The organism is Actinophytocola glycyrrhizae (assembly GCF_042653545.1).
GTDB lineage: Bacteria > Actinomycetota > Actinomycetes > Mycobacteriales > Pseudonocardiaceae > Actinophytocola > Actinophytocola glycyrrhizae.
The window spans coordinates 392,548-406,162 of sequence record NZ_JBHSIS010000003.1 but is presented as its reverse complement, the minus strand read 5'-3'; the positions used below and the strand labels follow the sequence as shown (position 1 = coordinate 406,162).

Annotated in this window: 14 protein-coding genes; 9 read left to right on the top strand and 5 right to left on the bottom strand. The window is 71.8% G+C overall.

The window, feature by feature from the left end:
* Window positions 1–287 precede the first annotated feature (287 nt).
* Window positions 288–938: a DUF1707 SHOCT-like domain-containing protein gene (locus ACFPCV_RS08010; protein ID WP_378055401.1), complete on the bottom strand. Its 651-nt coding sequence runs from the start codon at window positions 936–938 to the stop codon at window positions 288–290.
* 23 nt (window positions 939–961) lie between these two features.
* Here ACFPCV_RS08010 and ACFPCV_RS08005 point away from each other — a divergent pair, with 23 nt between their 5' ends.
* Genes ACFPCV_RS08005 through ACFPCV_RS07980 form a run of 6 tightly spaced genes read left to right on the top strand, consistent with a single transcriptional unit; the run spans window position 962 to window position 4,031 of the window.
* Complete coding sequence (locus ACFPCV_RS08005) at window positions 962–1,762, top strand: methyltransferase domain-containing protein (protein ID WP_378055400.1); 801 nt, start codon at window positions 962–964, stop codon at window positions 1,760–1,762.
* Window positions 1,759–2,295 (top strand): hypothetical protein, encoded by a 537-nt coding sequence (locus tag ACFPCV_RS08000; RefSeq protein ID WP_378055399.1) that lies wholly within the window; start codon window positions 1,759–1,761, stop codon window positions 2,293–2,295. Before ACFPCV_RS08005 ends, ACFPCV_RS08000 begins: the two co-directional genes overlap by 4 nt.
* A gap of 19 nt (window positions 2,296–2,314) precedes the next feature.
* Window positions 2,315–2,938, top strand: coding sequence for a uracil phosphoribosyltransferase (gene upp / locus ACFPCV_RS07995; protein ID WP_378055398.1), 624 nt, complete (start codon window positions 2,315–2,317; stop codon window positions 2,936–2,938).
* Between the two features lie 34 nt (window positions 2,939–2,972).
* Entirely contained in the window at window positions 2,973–3,179 is a 207-nt protein-coding gene (locus ACFPCV_RS07990) for a ribbon-helix-helix protein, CopG family (protein WP_378055397.1), read from the top strand.
* Between the two features lie 37 nt (window positions 3,180–3,216).
* On the top strand, window positions 3,217–3,600 hold the full coding sequence (locus ACFPCV_RS07985; RefSeq protein ID WP_417281553.1) for a type II toxin-antitoxin system death-on-curing family toxin: 384 nt from the start codon (window positions 3,217–3,219) through the stop codon (window positions 3,598–3,600).
* A 38-nt stretch (window positions 3,601–3,638) separates the two neighbouring features.
* The gene (locus tag ACFPCV_RS07980) at window positions 3,639–4,031 is read left to right on the top strand and encodes a MerR family transcriptional regulator (RefSeq protein WP_378055395.1); all 393 of its coding nucleotides are present in this window, start codon (window positions 3,639–3,641) and stop codon (window positions 4,029–4,031) included.
* Window positions 4,032–4,066: 35 nt separating this feature from the next.
* Here ACFPCV_RS07980 and ACFPCV_RS07975 read toward each other — a convergent pair whose 3' ends face one another.
* From ACFPCV_RS07975 to ACFPCV_RS07960, 4 genes are read right to left on the bottom strand one after another with little or no spacing between them, the layout of a single operon-like run.
* The gene (locus ACFPCV_RS07975) at window positions 4,067–4,522 is read right to left on the bottom strand and encodes a flavodoxin family protein (protein ID WP_378055394.1); all 456 of its coding nucleotides are present in this window, start codon (window positions 4,520–4,522) and stop codon (window positions 4,067–4,069) included.
* 10 nt (window positions 4,523–4,532) lie between these two features.
* The gene (locus tag ACFPCV_RS07970; RefSeq protein ID WP_378055393.1) at window positions 4,533–6,152 is read right to left on the bottom strand and encodes a phospho-sugar mutase; all 1,620 of its coding nucleotides are present in this window, start codon (window positions 6,150–6,152) and stop codon (window positions 4,533–4,535) included.
* The gene (locus tag ACFPCV_RS07965; RefSeq protein WP_378055392.1) at window positions 6,149–6,952 is read right to left on the bottom strand and encodes a purine-nucleoside phosphorylase; all 804 of its coding nucleotides are present in this window, start codon (window positions 6,950–6,952) and stop codon (window positions 6,149–6,151) included. Before ACFPCV_RS07965 ends, ACFPCV_RS07970 begins: the two co-directional genes overlap by 4 nt.
* Window positions 6,953–6,972: 20 nt before the next feature.
* Complete coding sequence (locus tag ACFPCV_RS07960) at window positions 6,973–8,841, bottom strand: serine/threonine-protein kinase (RefSeq protein ID WP_378055733.1); 1,869 nt, start codon at window positions 8,839–8,841, stop codon at window positions 6,973–6,975.
* 87 nt (window positions 8,842–8,928) lie between these two features.
* Here ACFPCV_RS07960 and ACFPCV_RS07955 point away from each other — a divergent pair, with 87 nt between their 5' ends.
* Genes ACFPCV_RS07955 through meaB form a run of 3 tightly spaced genes read left to right on the top strand, consistent with a single transcriptional unit; the run spans window position 8,929 to window position 13,606 of the window.
* Window positions 8,929–10,461, top strand: coding sequence for a methylmalonyl-CoA mutase subunit beta (locus ACFPCV_RS07955; RefSeq protein ID WP_378055391.1), 1,533 nt, complete (start codon window positions 8,929–8,931; stop codon window positions 10,459–10,461).
* A complete protein-coding gene (gene scpA / locus ACFPCV_RS07950) occupies window positions 10,458–12,623 on the top strand; it encodes a methylmalonyl-CoA mutase (RefSeq protein WP_378055390.1) in 2,166 nt (721 codons plus the stop codon). The genes ACFPCV_RS07955 and scpA overlap by 4 nt, the downstream gene beginning before the upstream one ends.
* Window positions 12,623–13,606, top strand: coding sequence for a methylmalonyl Co-A mutase-associated GTPase MeaB (gene meaB, locus ACFPCV_RS07945; protein WP_378055389.1), 984 nt, complete (start codon window positions 12,623–12,625; stop codon window positions 13,604–13,606). The genes scpA and meaB overlap by 1 nt, the downstream gene beginning before the upstream one ends.
* Window positions 13,607–13,615: the final 9 nt, after the last annotated feature.

Below are 13,615 nucleotides of genomic sequence, written 5' to 3'. Positions count from 1 at the left end.
ACAGCGCCCGCGGGGCGACCCGCCGCGCAAGGCGCGATCACGGCACAACGAGTGCCGTCAATGGGCCATTCAGGGCGCCCAGCGCCCTGAACGCGCCTTTCAGGGCATTACCACGCCGTCAACGCGCCTTTCACAGCACCAGAGCCAGGGCGCTACGTGCCCGGCCCCGCCAAGCGGGGCCCGCACCGACGCAACCCGACTTCGCCAAGCCCTGAGGGAACAGGCAGCTGGTGAAGGTGCCCCAGGCGGTCGCCGAGCGCCCTTCGGGGCACGGCGCGCGGGCCGGGTCACTCCTCGATCTGCTGCTGGTCCTTGTTCCGCTTGCGGCGCCTGACCTCGACGCCGCCCATGAGCGCGAGGCCGTTGATCTTCACGAGCGGGGTGCCCGGCCGTGGCTGGCCCTGGTTCTGCACGCGGTTCTCGAACGCGCCCATGAAGCCGATGCCGTTGACCTGTACCGCGATGTCGTCCGGCACGGTGATCTCGATGCCGCCCATGATCGCGTACGCCTGGATGGTGGTCTCCGCGTCCTCGAACCGTGCCTCGGTCAGGTCGATCTCCACGCCGCCCATCAGCGCGAACGACGTGAACGTCGGCGGCACGGTCCACACGCCCTTGCGCACGGAGCCGGACAGGATCGCGACCGCCGCGCTGGACGTGCCCCGGCCGCCGACGCGGTTGGCCGCCGCCGGTGCGGGGGCCGGGGTGGCGGGCACCGGCAACCGCGGGGCCTGGCCACCGACGGGCAGGTCGCGCACGAGCGGTTCCAGGTCGCGGAAGACCTTGGCCGCGTAGACCTGGTCGAGGCGCTCCTCCAGCTCGCCGACGGTCAGCCGGCCCTCCGCCATGGCGTCGTGCAGCACTTGCGCCACGCGCTCGCGGTCGTCGTTGGACACCCGCATCTCCCGCGGGTCTGGCACGGCTGGCGGTTCACTCACGCGGGTGAGGTTATCGTGCGCACATGCCCGACGGTGCCCGGCGCGGTCTTTTCCACGCCGACGAGATCTCCCCCGATGCTCTGGCGAGGCAGATCGCCGCCCTGGACCAGCAGTCCCGGCTGCCCGGGATCCCGCGGCTGCGGGCGTGGACCATCTCGGCACTCGGCCTGTCCTCGGGCAACCGGGTGCTCGACATCGGCTCCGGCACCGGTGAGCTCGCGCGGCTCCTCGCGGAGACCGTCGGCGCGGACGGGGAGGTCGTCGGCGTCGACCCCAACCCGGGCATGCGCACGGAAGCGGCGCGGCGCGCGCCCCGCGCACGGTTCGTCGACGGCAACGCCTACGCCCTGCCGTTCACCGGCTCCTCGCTCGACGCGGTCACCTGCGAGCGCGTGTTCCAGCACCTCGACCACCCGCAGAAGGCGACCGAGGAGATCGCGCGCGTACTGCGACCCGGCGGGCGCGTGGTGATCACCGACACCGACTGGGCGACGGCGATCATCCATCCCGGTGACCCGGAGATCGTGCGGGTGATGACGGAGTCGATGCGGTGCGGTGTGGTGAACCCGTTCGCGGCGCGGCGGCTTCCCGGTCACCTCACGGGTGCTGGCCTGACCGTCGACGACATCGGCTCGCAGGCGCTGGTGCAGTCACCGGAGGCGGCGACCGGGCAGCTGGTGCGGATGCTCGGCAGGATGGCCGTCGACCGCGGCGTGATCGGCGCCGAGGACTGCGAACGGTTCCTCACCGACCTCGCCACGGGCGCGGAGACCGGCGACTTCCACATGTCGGTGACCATGTTCGCGGTACTGGCGCACCGATGACCGCCGTGATCCTGAGCGGGGCGAACCCCGGCGTGCGGCTCACCGACGGTGACGTGGTGACGGCGTTCGCTTCCGTGTGGACGGTGGACTGGTCGGTCCGGGGCGCGGGCAACGCCCTGGTCCTGTGGCACGGGAACCGGGTGCGTGCCGTCGGCAGCGACCCGGCGCTGGCCGAGTGGCTCGCGCAGTACTTCGTGCGGCACTTCCCCGAGGTGGCCGGGCTGCCGTGGCCCGCGCCCGCGGTCGAGGCGGCGCCGGTGGCGGTCGAGCTGGACCTGGACACCGGGCTGACCGCGCGGGGCGCGGGCATCGAGGTGACCATGGCGGCCGTGCTGGGACGGCGCACGTTCACCACGGACGGCTTCGCCCTCGACGGGGTCCCGCACTCGCTGCAACTGCTGCTGGCGCCGGTCGCGGACGCGGCCATCACGGTCGACGGGCAACCAGTGCCCGGTGAGGTGACGGTCGGCGGCACCGAGCACCGGCCGTCGTCGTCCGCTTTTCTCGCCACTGCCGAGGTGTGGTCGGTCTGAGCGGCTAACGTGTCGCGTCATGGATGTGCTCACCGTCGATCACCCGCTGGCGAAGGCGCGGTTGACCGTGATGCGGGACGCCCGCACCGACAACGCCGTGTTCCGCGCGGCGCTGCACGAGCTGACCGTCATGCTGATCTACGAGGCGATGCGGGAGGCGCCGGTGCGCACCGAGCGCATCCACACCCCGGTCGCCCGCACCGAGGGGTACTGGCTCGCGAAGCCGCCGCTGCTGGTGCCGGTGCTGCGGGCCGGGCTCGGCATGGCCGACCAGGCGCACAAACTCATTCCCGAGGCGCAGATGGGTTTCGTCGGCCTCGCGCGCAACGAGGAGACGCTCGAGCCGACGCCGTACATGGAGTCGCTGCCCGCCGACCTCGCGGGCAGGCCGGTGTTCGTGCTGGACCCGATGCTCGCGACCGGCGGTTCGATGGAGTACACGATCCGGCTGCTCACCGGCCGCGGCGCCACCGACGTCACGGCGGTGTGCGCGCTGGCCGCGCCGGAGGGCATCAAGCACCTCTCGGAGGCGAAGCTGCCGGTCCGGCTGGTGACGGCGAGCATCGACGAGCGGCTGAACGACTCCGGTTACATCGTGCCGGGGCTCGGCGACGCCGGTGACCGGCAGTACGGCGCGGTCTAGGTCGACCTGGTATCACGGTGGTACCGTCGAAAGCATGGCGATGACTCTGAGGCTCACGGACGAGGAGAACGCCCACCTCGCCCAGCTGGCCGAAGCCGAAGGGCGGTCGAAGCAGGAGATACTGCGGCTGGCACTCGCCGACCGCTGGTCACGCCTGCAGAAGGAACAGCAGCTCGGCGAGGTGCTGAGCCGCGTCCTACCGCGCTACAAGGGGCTGCTGGACCGCATCGGAACGGCCTAGAACTGTCGGTGGTCTCTGACATGATCCTTGCGTGATCATGTACTTGGACGCCAGTGACCTGCTCGTGCTGGCCGCTGCCGTCACCGGTGGTGATCTGGTCGTGCGCGACCTCGGGCTGCTCGACGCCGCCGCACACCGCCCCCGCGCCACCGTGCTCGGGGTGCAGGCGTACGAGACGTTGTGGCTCAAGGCGGCAGCGCTGCTCGACTCGATCGTGTGCACGCGTCCCCTGGTCGAGGGAAACTGGCGGCTCGGCTGGGTCGCGGCCGTGACCATCTGTGACATGAACGGCTGGTGGATCGACGCGGACGAGGACGAGGCGCTTGACCTGGTCCGCGAGGTCGGCCGCGGGAACGTCGACGTACGGGAGATGGCGCAGCGCCTGGAGGCGTGGGCGCACCCGAAGGAGAGCGACCTCTGACTTGACCTGGAGTGCACTCCAGCTTCTACCGTCGGGACGTGACTTACGCGATCGCCGAGGCAGCCCACCGCAGTGGGTTGTCGATCGACACTCTCCGTTACTACGAACGCATTCAGCTGATCGAACCACCCGCCCGGGACTCGGGCGGCCGCCGCGCCTACACCGACGACGACCTGGTGTGGCTCGAGTTCCTGACCAAACTGCGCATGACCGGCATGCCGATCCGGATGATGCGCGAGTACGCGAAGCTGCGGCACCAGGGGGTGGCGAGCGCCGGACGGCGCAAGCAGATCCTGGTGGAGCAGCGGACCGAGGTGCTGAGCCGGATCACCGAGCTGAACTCGTGCCTCGACGTGCTCAACCACAAGATCGCCAACTACGAGAACTGCGAACGCGCCGTGGTGACCGAACGGCAGGCGGCGACGGCCTAGTGCCGTTCGCGAGCCTGCGGTGCGGACATCGCCGGCTACGTCGACATCAGTCCGGCGGCGACCGTGGCGCCGAGTTCCCAGCACGCCTGGAGGTCGGCCTTGCCCGGCTCGCCGGTCACCGACACCACGGGTGACGCCTTCTCCCAGCCGAGGCCGGTGGTGACCGACTCGATGCCGCGGACAGCGCCGGTGGTGTCGTTGTTGCCGTGCACGTAGAGGCCGAAGGGACGGCCGCGGGTCGCGTCGAGGCAGGGGTAGTAGGCGAGGTCGAAGAACACCTTCAACGCACCCGACATCATGCCGAGGTTCGCGGGGGTGCCGAGCAGGTAGCCGTCGGCCTCGAGCGCGTCGGACACCGTGGCCGCGAGCGCGGGCCTGCGCACGACCTCGACACCCTCGATCTCGTCGGTCGTCGCCCCGGCCACCACGGCCTCGAACATGGCCTGCACCGACGGCGATGGCGTGTGATGCACGATCAACAACCTGGCCATGGCGGCCAACCTACGCCTTCAGCAGTGCCGTCACCTCGTCGCGGAGGGTGGCCAGTCGGGTGGTTGCCTGGGTGCGGGCGTCCGCGAGGGTGCCCGTCACCGGGGTGACCACCTCCAGGTACGCCTTCACCTTCGGTTCCGTGCCCGATGGGCGGACCACCACGCGCAGGCCTTCGCCGCGCAGGCGGACGATGTCCGCGGCCGGGCCGTCCTCGGTGACCGGTACGCCGCACAGCCGCTCCGGCGGGGTCGAGCGCAGACCCGCCACCAGCGGGAGCATCGCCGACACGTCCGCGAACCGCAGCGAGACCTGGTCGGTCAGGTGCACGCCGTGCGCGGTGTACAGGTCGTCGAGCACGTCCAGCAGGGTGCGGCCGGCCGCCTTCAGCGTGGCCGCCAGGTCGCAGGCCACCACGGCAGCCGAGATGCCGTCCTTGTCGCGCACGAAGTCCGGGTCCACCGACAGGCCCAGCGCCTCCTCGTAGGCGAACACCAGGCCCTCGCCCGCGCGCATCAGCCACTTGAACCCGGTCAGCGTCTCCGTGTGCCGCGCGCCGTTGGCGGCCGCGACGTGCGCCAGCATCGACGACGACACGATCGTCGACGCCACCAACGGGTCCGGCTGGTCCACTGTGGACAGCACGTGCGAACCGAGCAGCACACCCGTCTCGTCGCCGCGCAGCATGCGCCAGCCGTCCTTGTCGCGGACGCCGATGGCGCAGCGGTCGGCGTCCGGGTCCAGCGCGATCGCCAGGTCGGCGTCCACTTCGGACGCGCAACCCAGCAGCAGGTCCGCGGCGCCCGGTTCCTCCGGGTTCGGGAACGCCACCGTCGGGAAGTCCGGGTCCGGCTCGGCCTGTGCCCCGACGAGCCGCACGTCCGTGAAACCCGCCGCCCGCAGGGCTTCCAGCGCGGTCCCGCCGCCGACGCCGTGCATCGGGGTCAGCACGACCCGCAGGTCGCGGGCGCTACCCCGGGGCAGCGTGGCGACGCGGGCGACGTAACCCGACACGTCCGCCAACGGGAGCGCGCCCGGCGCCACGGGCACCGACACGGCGGGCGGTGCCTCGCGGATGCCGGTTTCGATCAGCTTGTCGTCGGGCGGGACGATCTGGGCGCCGTCATCGGTGTAGACCTTGTAGCCGTTGTCGGCGGGCGGGTTGTGCGACGCGGTGATCTGGATACCCGCCACCGCGCCGAGAGCACGCACGTGGAACGCGGTCATCGGGGTCGGCAGCGGACCGGGCATCGTGCGCACCACGAAACCCGCGGCGGTGAGCACGGACGCCGCCGCGGCAGCGAACTCCGCCGAGCCGTGGCGGGCGTCGCGGCCGACGATGACCGTGCCACCGGTGTGCCCCTTGTGCGTCAGCCACGTCGCGACACCGTGGGTCGCACGCAGCACGACCGCCTTGTTCATCCCGTTGGAGCCCGCGCGCACCGGGCCGCGCAGCCCGGCGGTGCCGAACGCGAGCGTGCCGTTCATGCGGTCGGCCAGCTCGTCGACCGCGGACCGGTCGCCGCCCATGGCGCGGGCCGCGACCTGCTGCAGCTCCGTGCGGGTGGCCGGGTCGGGGTCGTCCGCGATCCAGCGGAACGCGCGGTCCCGCAGCTCCGGCGGGAGACTCACGACCGCTCCACCAGCGACTTCAGCAGCGCGCCCATGCGGGTGGCCGACGCGCGGCCCGCCTCGAGGACCTCTTCGTGGTTGAGCGGCTCGCCCGTCACACCGGCCGCCAGGTTGGTCACCAGCGACAGGCCGAACACCTCGACGCCCGCGGCACGGGCGGCGATGGCCTCGAGGACGGTCGACATGCCGACCAGGTCCGCGCCCATCACGCGCAGCATGCGGATCTCGGCCGGTGTCTCGAAGTGCGGGCCCGGCAGCCCGGCGTACACGCCCTCGACGAGCGAGGCGTCGATCTCCTTCGCGAGTGCGCGCAGACGCGGCGAGTACAGGTCGGTCAGGTCCACGAACTGGGCGCCGGACAGCGGGGACGTGGCCGTCAGGTTCAGGTGGTCGCTGATCAGGACCGGCTGGCCGACCGCGACACCGTCACGCAGGCAGCCCGCCGCGTTGGTGAGCACGACCGTGCGGCACCCGGCGGCGGCCGCGGTCCGCACACCGTGCACGACCGGGCCGACGCCACTGCCCTCGTACAGGTGGGTGCGGCCGAGCAGGATCAGCACACGCTTGTCGCCGACGCGGAGCGATCGCAACGTGCCGCCGTGGCCGGCGACGGTCGGGGCGGCGAAGCCGGGCAGGTCGCCGATCGGCACCTCGGTGTCGGGTGCGCCGAGCACGTCGGCGGCGGGTCGCCAGCCGGAGCCGAGCACGACCGCGACGTCATGGGTGTCGACGCCGGTGCGCTTGGCGAGCGCCGCGGCGGCCGCCACGGCTTCGGCGGAGTGGTCCTGGATGTCGGTCACCCGGGGAGGATAGGCCACGCTCATCCGGTGACCTTGAACTCCTTCGCGATGGCGGCGAACAGGTCGCGGCTGGGGTCCTCCTGGTCGATGAGCGCGGTCATCGACACCACCCAGAGGTCGCGGGCGTAGGGCAGCAGGCGCGCGAAGGTGCCCTGGTGCAGGTCCTGGGTGCGCTGTTCGCCCGGCGCCAGCTCCGCGGCGCTGGTGATGGTGCGGTAGGTCAGCTCCTGTGCGGACTCCGGCGGCTCGACACCGATCGGGGTGATGCCCTTGATCGGCCGCATCTCGATCGACTCGACGCGCACCTCGGAGTCGCGGTTGATCAGGACGTCGACGTACTCGTCGATCACGTGTTCCGGGTAGAAGTCGACGATCCGCTCGACGGTCAGCAGCTGGGTGCCGTCGGGTGAGACGTAGTAGAAGCGGGTGCTGTTTGGCAGCTCGCCGCCGCCGACCTCCTCGGTGAACTCGACCCAGTTGGCCGGCACGAGCACCTGGAAGCCGCCGCCCTGGGCCGGGGTGGTGCTGGCGGCGTTGCCGGTCCTGGGTTTGAGGACGCCCGCGTCGTCCTCGGCCGGGACGGAGGGCCGGGTCGAGGTGGTCTGTTGCCGCGGTGGCGTGATCGGCTCGCCGCCGACGTAGCGGGAGAGCACGAAACCGCCTGCGGCCGCGGCGAAGAAGAAGAGCACGGAGAAGAACGCGACGAGCGCGGAGGCGACCGACCCGCGTTCGCGGCGAACTTCGTGGCGGACCGTGACGTCGAAGGGCAGCGGCCCTGGCGCGGGGGCGAGCACGGGAGCGTCATCCGGCCCTCGCGAGCCGCCGACCTCGTCGGCGGCGTCGGCGACAGCCTCGGAAACCACCTCGGAACCGTCGTCCTCGCGCGCGTTGCCCAGCCCCCACCCGTTCCCGGGGGCGTCCCGCCTTGCCATCTTATCGGCTGGGGGTGACGTTCCGGGGTCTTCCGGGTCGGCCTGTGGACAACCCGGCGGCTGTGGATAACTCGCCGCCTCCGCCAGCTGGGCCAGGTCCTCGTCGGTCAGCAGCGGGGTGCTCGGCGGCGGCAGCAGCGGGTGCAGGCGGTTGCGCAGCTCGCGCAGCGAGATCCGCTGCTCTGGCTCCTTCACCATGAGCGCGGCGATGATGTCGCACAGCGGCCCCGCCGCGGACGGGCGCGGGACGTCGCCGTGCACGACCTGGTTGACCGTCTCCAGCACCGCGCCGTCCACGTCGTAGGGCGGGCGGCCCTCGATCACCGCGAACAGCGTCGCGCCAAGGCCCCACAGGTCCGCCGCCGGTGTCACCTCGCGGCCGGCGGCGACCTCCGGCGAGATGTACGCGGGTGAGCCGAGCATGATCCCGGTGCTCGTGAGCGTCTGCTCGGACACGTTGCGGGCGATGCCGAAGTCGGTCAGCTTCACCTGACCGTCCACCCCGATGAGCACGTTCCCCGGCTTGATGTCACGGTGCGTGATGCCCGCCTGGTGTGCGGCGGCCAGGCCGGCCGCCACCGCGTCGGTGATCGCGGCGGCCTTCTGCTCCGGCAGCGGGCCGAGGACGTTGATCAGCGTGGCCAGGCTGTGCGCGAGCAGGTACTCGGTCACGACGAACGGCTCGCCGTCCTCGCGGGCGACGTCGTGCAGCGTGATGACGTTCGGGTGGGACAGCGCGGCGATGGCGCGCGCCTCACGCAGCGTACGTTCCCGCAGCTCGGCGGCCTGCGCTTCGGGCACCCCGGGCGGGAGGAGGACCTCCTTCACCGACACGGTGCGGTGGAGGAACTCGTCGTAGGCCTCCCACACGGTGCCCATGGCGCCCTGGCCGAGCTGCCGGCGCAACCGGTAGCGCCCGGCGACGACCCGCTCCCCAGTGCTGGACACGGACGCCATTGTGCCGGTCATCACCGGATCCCCGGCGATCAGCCTCACACTCGCGTGCCCTGGCGCTCACGTGCCGCGTCCGTAGCATTGCGGGGTATGACCTCGGCGGACCAGTTGCGGCTGGCATCGGAGTTCAACCCGGCGACCAGGGACCAGTGGCGGGCCATGGTCGACAAGGTGCTGCGCAGGTCGGGCGTGGACGTCGACAGCCACGACGGTCCCGTGGAGGACCTCCTCGCGAGCGCCACCTACGACGGTTTCGCGATCCGGCCCCTCTACACGGCCGACGACGCGGCCCCGGACGCGGGCTTCCCCGGCCTGCCACCGTTCACCAGGGGCAGCCGTCCCGACGGCACGATCACCACCGCCATGTCCCCCGACTTCCCCGGGGAGTCCTCGTTCACCAGGGGCGGCAGGCCGGACGGCGCGGTCGCCACCGGCTGGGACGTCCGCCAGCGCCACGCCGACCCGGACGTCGACATCACCCGCCGCGCGGTGCTCGCCGACCTGGAGAACGGTGTCTCGTCGCTGTGGCTGGTCGTCGGCGCGGCCGGGCTGCCCGTCGGGGCGCTGCCGGACGTGCTCGCCGACGTCTACGTCGACCTCGCCCCGGTCACCCTCGACGCCGGTGCCGACTTCGTGGCCGCCGCCGACGCGCTACTGGCCGTGCACGACGACAAGGGCGTCCGGGCGGGCGAGGTGCTCGGCAACCTCGGCGCCGACCCGGTCGGGCACCGCGCCCGCACCGGGGAAACACCCGATCTCGACGGCGCCGCCGCGCTCGCGGCACGGACCGGCGAGCGGTACGTGAACCTGCGGTCGGTGGTGGTCGACGCGCTGCCCTACCACGAGGCGGGCTCGTCCGACGGGCAGGAACTGGGCGCTGCGCTGGCGACCGCGGTCGCCTACCTGCGGGCGCTGACCGGCGCGGGGCTGTCGGTCGAGCGGGCCGTGCGGCAGCTGGAGTTCCGCTTCGCCGCCACCGCCGACCAGTTCGGCACGATCGCGAAGCTGCGGGCCGCGCGCAGGCTGTGGGCGCGGGTCGCGGAGGTCTGCGGCGCGCCGCGGGCCATCGCGCCGCTGCACGCCGTGACCTCGTCGACGATGATGACCCGCCGCGACCCGTGGAACAACATGCTGCGCACGACCCTCGCCTGCTTCGCAGCCGGTGCCGGTGGCGCGGACGCGGTGACGGTGCAGCCGTTCGACGCGGCCATCGGCCTGCCGGACGGCTTCGCGCGCCGCATCGCACGCAACACCCACTCGATCCTGCTCGAGGAGGCGAGGGTCGCCGGGGTGATCGACCCGGCGGGCGGCTCCTGGTACGTGGAGCGGCACACCGACGAGCTGGCGCACGCGGGCTGGGCGGTGTTCCAGGAGATCGAGAGGGCGGGCGGAATCGTCGCCGCGCTCGATTCCGGCCTGGTCGAGGAGCGGATCGCGGCCGTCCGTGCGGCGCGGACCGCGCGGCTCGACGCGGGCGAGGAGGCGATCACCGGCGTGACCGTCTTCCCGGACAGGGACGAGAAACCCTTGGCACGCAAGCCGGAACCCGCGGTCCCCGCCGGCGGGCTGCCGAGGGTGCGGTACGCGGAACCGTTCGAGGCGGCACTGGAGGACCGGTCATGACCATCCCCGACTTCTCCGGGATCGCGCTCGGCGAGCCGGCTACCGGCACCGCGGCCCAGTGGCAGGCCGCCCTGCAGGACACCACCGGCAAGGGCCCCGACGCGCTGGCGTGGGAGACGCCGGAGGGCATCGGCGTGAAACCCTTGTACACCAGGGAGGACACGGACGGGCTGGACTTCCTGGACACCTATCCGGGCATCGTGCCGTTCCTGCGTGGCCCGTACCCGACGATGTATGTCAACCAGCCGTGGACCATCCGCCAGTACGCGGGCTTCTCCACCGCCGAGGAGTCGAACGCCTTCTACCGCCGCAACATCGCGGCCGGGCAGAAGGGCCTTTCGGTCGCGTTCGACCTCGCCACGCACCGCGGCTACGACTCCGACCACCCGCGCGTCGCCGGTGACGTCGGCATGGCCGGGGTCGCCATCGACTCGATCTACGACATGCGGCAGCTGTTCGACGGCATCCCGCTGGACAAGATGTCGGTGTCGATGACCATGAACGGCGCCGTGCTGCCGATCCTCGCGCTGTACGTGGTGGCCGCCGAGGAACAAGGGGTGCCGCAGAGCCAGCTCACGGGGACCATCCAGAACGACATCCTCAAGGAGTTCATGGTCCGCAACACCTACATCTACCCGCCGCAGCCGTCGATGCGGATCATCTCCGACATCTTCTCGCACACCTCCCGGCAGATGCCGAAGTTCAACTCGATCTCCATCTCCGGCTACCACATGCAGGAAGCGGGTGCGACCGCCGACCTCGAGCTGGCGTACACGCTGGCCGACGGCGTCGAGTACATCCGGGCGGGAGTGGACGCCGGACTGGACGTCGACTCGTTCGCGCCGCGGCTGTCGTTCTTCTGGGCCATCGGCATGAACTTCTTCATGGAAGTCGCCAAGCTGCGGGCAGCGCGGCTGCTGTGGGCCAAGCTCGTGAAGCAGTTCGAGCCGAAGTCGGACAAGTCGCTCAGCTTGCGCACGCACTGCCAGACGTCCGGCTGGTCGCTGACCGCGCAGGACGTCTACAACAACGTGATCCGCACGTGTGTCGAGGCGATGGCCGCGACCCAGGGGCACACGCAGTCGTTGCACACCAACGCACTGGACGAGGCGCTGGCCCTGCCGACCGACTTCTCGGCACGCATCGCGCGGAACACGCAGTTGTTGCTGCAGAAGGAGTCCGGCACCACCCGCGTCATCGACCCGTGGGGCGGCAGCGCGTTCGTCGAGCGGCTCACCCACGAGCTGGCACGCAAGGCGTGGGGCCACATCCAGGAGGTCGAGTCCGCCGGCGGCATGGCGCGCGCGATCGACGCCGGCATCCCGAAGATGCGCATCGAGGAGGCCGCCGCCCGCACGCAGGCCCGCATCGACTCGGGCCGCCAGCCGGTGATCGGCGTGAACAAGTACCGGCTCGCGGACGCCGACGAGCGGATCGACGTGCTGAAGGTCGACAACGCCGGGGTGCGCGCGCAGCAGGTGGAGAAGCTGCGGCGGCTGCGGGCAGAACGCGACCAGTCCGCTGTGGACGGTGCGCTGGCCGCGCTGACGGCCGCCGCGGACAGCGACGGCAACCTGCTCGCGCTCGCGATCGACGCGGCCCGCGCGAAGGCGACGGTCGGCGAGATCTCCGAGGCGCTCGGCAGGGTGTGGGGGCGGCACTCGGCGCAGATCCGTACGATCTCCGGCGTCTACTCCGAGGAGGTCGGCAGCGTGTCCAACGTGGCGGAAGCGCGCCGGGTCGTCGAGGAGTTCGCCGACGCCGAGGGCAGGCGGCCGCGCATCCTCGTCGCGAAGATGGGCCAGGACGGCCACGACCGCGGCCAGAAGGTGATCGCGACCGCGTTCGCCGACCTCGGCTTCGACGTCGACGTCGGCCCGCTGTTCCAGACCCCGGCGGAGGTGGCACGGCAGGCCGTCGAGGCCGACGTGCACATCGTCGGCGTCAACTCGCTCGCCGCCGGTCACCTCACGCTGGTGCCCGCGCTGCGCGACGAGCTGGCCGCGCTGGGCCGCGACGACATCATGATCGTCGTCGGCGGCGTGATCCCGCCGCAGGACCACGACGAGCTGTACACCTGCGGAGCGGCCGCGATCTTCGGCCCCGGCACGGTGATCGCCGACGCCGCGACCGACCTGCTGCGCAAGCTCATCGCCCGCTGATGCCGAGGGAGATCGACGTCGAGGCGTACGCCAAGGGTGTGCGCGCCGGTGACCGCGGCACGCTGTCGAAGGCGATCACGCTGGTCGAGTCGCGGCGCCCGGACCACCGGGCGCGGGCACAGCAGCTGCTGGTGGAGCTGCTGCCGCACGCCGGTGGCGCGCACCGGGTCGGCATCACCGGTGTGCCCGGTGCGGGCAAGTCGACGTTCATCGACGCGCTCGGCACGCAGCTCACCGGTGGCGGGCACCGGGTCGCGGTGCTGGCGGTGGACCCGTCGTCGAGCCGCACCGGCGGCTCGATCCTGGGTGACAAGACCAGGATGGCCCGCCTGTCGGTCGACCCGTCGGCGTTCATCCGCCCGTCGCCGACCTCCGGCACGCTCGGCGGCGTGACCCGCGCGACCCGCGAGACCATCGTGCTGATGGAGGCCGCCGGCTACGACGTGGTGCTGGTGGAGACCGTCGGCGTCGGCCAGTCGGAGATCTCGGTCGCCAACATGGTCGACTGCTTTCTCCTGCTGACACTCGCCCGCACCGGCGACCAGCTACAGGGCATCAAGAAGGGCGTTCTGGAGCTGGCGGACGTGATCGCGGTGAACAAGGCCGACGGCGACCACGAACTCCCCGCACGCAAGGCGGCACGCGAGCTGTCGGGCGCGCTGCGGCTGCTGCAGGCGTCGTCGGACGGGTGGGCCCCGCCGGTGCTGACGTGCAGCGGCATGACCGGCGCCGGCCTCGACACCCTGTGGGAACAGGTGAAACGGCACCACGACACGTTGGGGGAGTCGGGCGCGCTCGCGGCTAAGCGGAAGCGGCAGCAGGTCGACTGGACGTGGACGATGGTCCGGGACACGTTGCTGACCAGGCTGTCCGAGCACCCCGGGGTGCACGCGCTCGCGCCGTCGCTGGAACAGCAGGTCGCCGACGGCACGCTCACCCCGACCCTGGCCGCGGAACGCATCCTGGAGGAGTTCGGGAACTGACCGCCGCCG